At 51.5% G+C, this 3307-nt stretch carries 2 rRNA genes; both read right to left on the reverse strand.

Annotated elements, in window-relative coordinates:
• Positions 1 to 44: 44 nt before the first annotated feature.
• Positions 45 to 160 (reverse strand): 5S ribosomal RNA (rrf, locus tag OW491_RS17535).
• Between the two features lie 132 nt (positions 161 to 292).
• A 23S ribosomal RNA gene (locus OW491_RS17540) occupies positions 293 to 3180 on the reverse strand.
• Positions 3181 to 3307 lie beyond the last annotated feature (127 nt).

A 3307-nucleotide genomic window follows, 5' to 3' on the forward strand; every position in this document is an offset into this window, starting at 1 on the left:
AGATGTGTATAAGAGACAGGCGCAATCAGGGGTTCGGTATAAAAGCTTGGCGATGACCTACTCTCACATGGGGAGACCCCACACTACCATCGGCGCTAAAGCGTTTCACTACTGAGTTCGGGATGGGATCAGGTGGTTCCACTTCGCTATGGTCGCCAAGCATAAACTGTCACAATATGAATTCGATGAAGGTCTTGTCTTTACGCTCAAGTCTTAGCAATCTTATCTCTACACCCGCTTTCAGCCACAGCCTACTCACTTACATGTCTCTCACACACGCCTTTGGCGTTATATGGTCAAGCCTCACGAGCAATTAGTACTGGTTAGCTCAACGCCTCACAGCGCTTCCACACCCAGCCTATCAACGTCCTGGTCTTGAACGGCTCTTTAGGGGGCTCAAGGCCCCAGCGAGATCTCATCTTGAAGGGGGCTTCCCGCTTAGATGCTTTCAGCGGTTATCCCGTCCGAACATAGCTACCCGGCAATGCCACTGGCGTGACAACCGGAACACCAGAGGTTCGTTCACCCCGGTCCTCTCGTACTAGGAGCAACTCTTCTCAAATCTCAAACGCCCACGGCAGATAGGGACCGAACTGTCTCACGACGTTCTAAACCCAGCTCGCGTACCACTTTAAATGGCGAACAGCCATACCCTTGGGACCGGCTTCAGCCCCAGGATGTGATGAGCCGACATCGAGGTGCCAAACTCCCCCGTCGATGTGAACTCTTGGGAGGAATCAGCCTGTTATCCCCGGAGTACCTTTTATCCGTTGAGCGATGGCCCTTCCATACAGAACCACCGGATCACTAGCACCTACTTTCGTACCTGCTCGACGTGTCTGTCTCGCAGTTAAGCACCCTTATGCGCTTGCACTCATTGGCTGATTTCCGACCAGCCTGAGGGTACCTTCGTGCTCCTCCGTTACTCTTTGGGAGGAGACCGCCCCAGTCAAACTACCCACCACACAATGTCCTCGATCCCGATTAGGGACCTGAGTTAGAACCTCAACAGTACCAGGCTGGTATTTCAAGATTGGCTCCATGCATACTGGCGTACACACTTCAAAGCCTCCCAGCTATCCTACACAAGTAATGTCAAAGTCCACTGTGAAGCTATAGTAAAGGTTCACGGGGTCTTTCCGTCTAGCCGCGGGTACGCTGCATCTTCACAGCGATTTCAATTTCACTGAGTCTCGGGTGGAGACAGTGTGGCCATCGTTACGCCATTCGTGCAGGTCGGAACTTACCCGACAAGGAATTTCGCTACCTTAGGACCGTTATAGTTACGGCCGCCGTTTACCGGGGCTTCGATCAAGAGCTTCGCCGAAGCTAACCCCATCAATTAACCTTCCGGCACCGGGCAGGCGTCACACCCTATACGTCCACTTTCGTGTTTGCAGAGTGCTATGTTTTTAATAAACAGTCGCAGCCACCTGGTATCTTCGACTCCCAACAGCTTACCCCGCAAGGGGATCACCGTCAGGAGCGTGCCTTCTCCCGAAGTTACGGCACCATTTTGCCTAGTTCCTTCACCCGAGTTCTCTCATACGCCTTAGTATTCTCTACCTGACCACCTGTGTCGGTTTGGGGTACGGTTCGTTATAACCTGAAGCTTAGAAGCTTTTCCTGGAAGCATGGCATCAACTACTTCACTCCACATGGGAGCTCGTCATCAGTTCTCAGTCTTAAGGACCCGGATTTGCCTAAGTCCTCAACCTACTACCTTAAACGCGGACAACCAACGCCGCGCTAGCCTAGCCTTCTCCGTCCCTTCATCGCAGTTATAACCAGTACGGGAATATTAACCCGTTTCCCATCGACTACGCATCTCTGCCTCGCCTTAGGGGCCGACTCACCCTGCCTCGAATAGCGTTGGACAGGAACCCTTGGTCTTCCGGCGGGGAGGTTTTTCACCTCCCTTATCGTTACTCATGTCAGCATTCGCACTTCTGATACCTCCACGGTGCCTCCCGGCTTCCGCTTCAACGGCTTACAGAACGCTCCTCTACCATGCACTTACGTGCATCCGCAGCTTCGGTGTCTAGTTTTAGCCCCGTTATATCTTCCGCGCAGGCCGACTCGACTAGTGAGCTATTACGCTTTCTTTAAAGGGTGGCTGCTTCTAAGCCAACCTCCTAGCTGTCTAAGCCTTCCCACATCGTTTCCCACTTAACTAGAACTTTGGGACCTTAGCTGGCGGTCTGGGTTGTTTCCCTTTCCACGACGGACGTTAGCACCCGCCGTGTGTCTCCCGTGATTGCACTCATTGGTATTCGGAGTTTGCATCGGGTTGGTAAGTCGGGATGACCCCCTAGCCGAAACAGTGCTCTACCCCCAATGGTGAGACACGAGGCGCTACCTAAATAGCTTTCGAGGAGAACCAGCTATCTCCGAGCTTGATTAGCCTTTCACTCCGATCCACAGGTCATCCGCTGGCTTTTCAACGACAGTCGGTTCGGTCCTCCAGTTGATGTTACTCAACCTTCAACCTGCCCATGGATAGATCGCTCGGTTTCGGGTCTAATCCCAGCAACTATACGCCCTATTAAGACTCGGTTTCCCTACGGCTCCCCTATACGGTTAACCTTGCTACTGAAATTAAGTCGCTGACCCATTATACAAAAGGTACGCAGTCACGGTCTCAAGGACCGCTCCCACTGCTTGTACGTACACGGTTTCAGGATCTATTTCACTCCCCTCACAGGGGTTCTTTTCGCCTTTCCCTCACGGTACTGGTTCACTATCGGTCAGTCAGGAGTATTTAGCCTTGGAGGATGGTCCCCCCATATTCAGACAGGATATCACGTGTCCCGTCCTACTCGATTTCATTGGCAATAGGTTGTCACATACGGGGCTTTCACCCACTATGGCCGCACTTTCCAGAGCGTTCTGTTAACCATTTACCAACTTAAGGGCTGGTCCCCGTTCGCTCGCCGCTACTAAGGGAATCTCGGTTGATTTCTTTTCCTAAGGGTACTTAGATGTTTCAGTTCCCCTCGTTCGCCTCTACATACCTATGTATTCAGTATGAGATACCCAACAAGTTGGGTGGGTTTCCCCATTCGGACATCGTTGGATCACAGGTTGTTTACCACCTTCCCAACGCTTTTCGCAGGTTACCACGTCCTTCATCGCCTCTGACTGCCAAGGCATCCACCGTGCACGCTTTGTCACTTGACCATATAACCCGAAGGCGTCTGTTCAAGAAACATGTTTCTCGTAACGATAAAATTACTTTTACTTGGCGCTTGTTAAAAACAAGACTTTAATTTCATCAAATCCACATTGTTAAAGAGCGTTTAAAGCA

This window comes from Neptunomonas sp. CHC150 (genome assembly GCF_030397555.1).
In the GTDB taxonomy this organism is placed as follows: Bacteria; Pseudomonadota; Gammaproteobacteria; order Pseudomonadales; family Balneatricaceae; genus Neptunomonas; species Neptunomonas phycophila.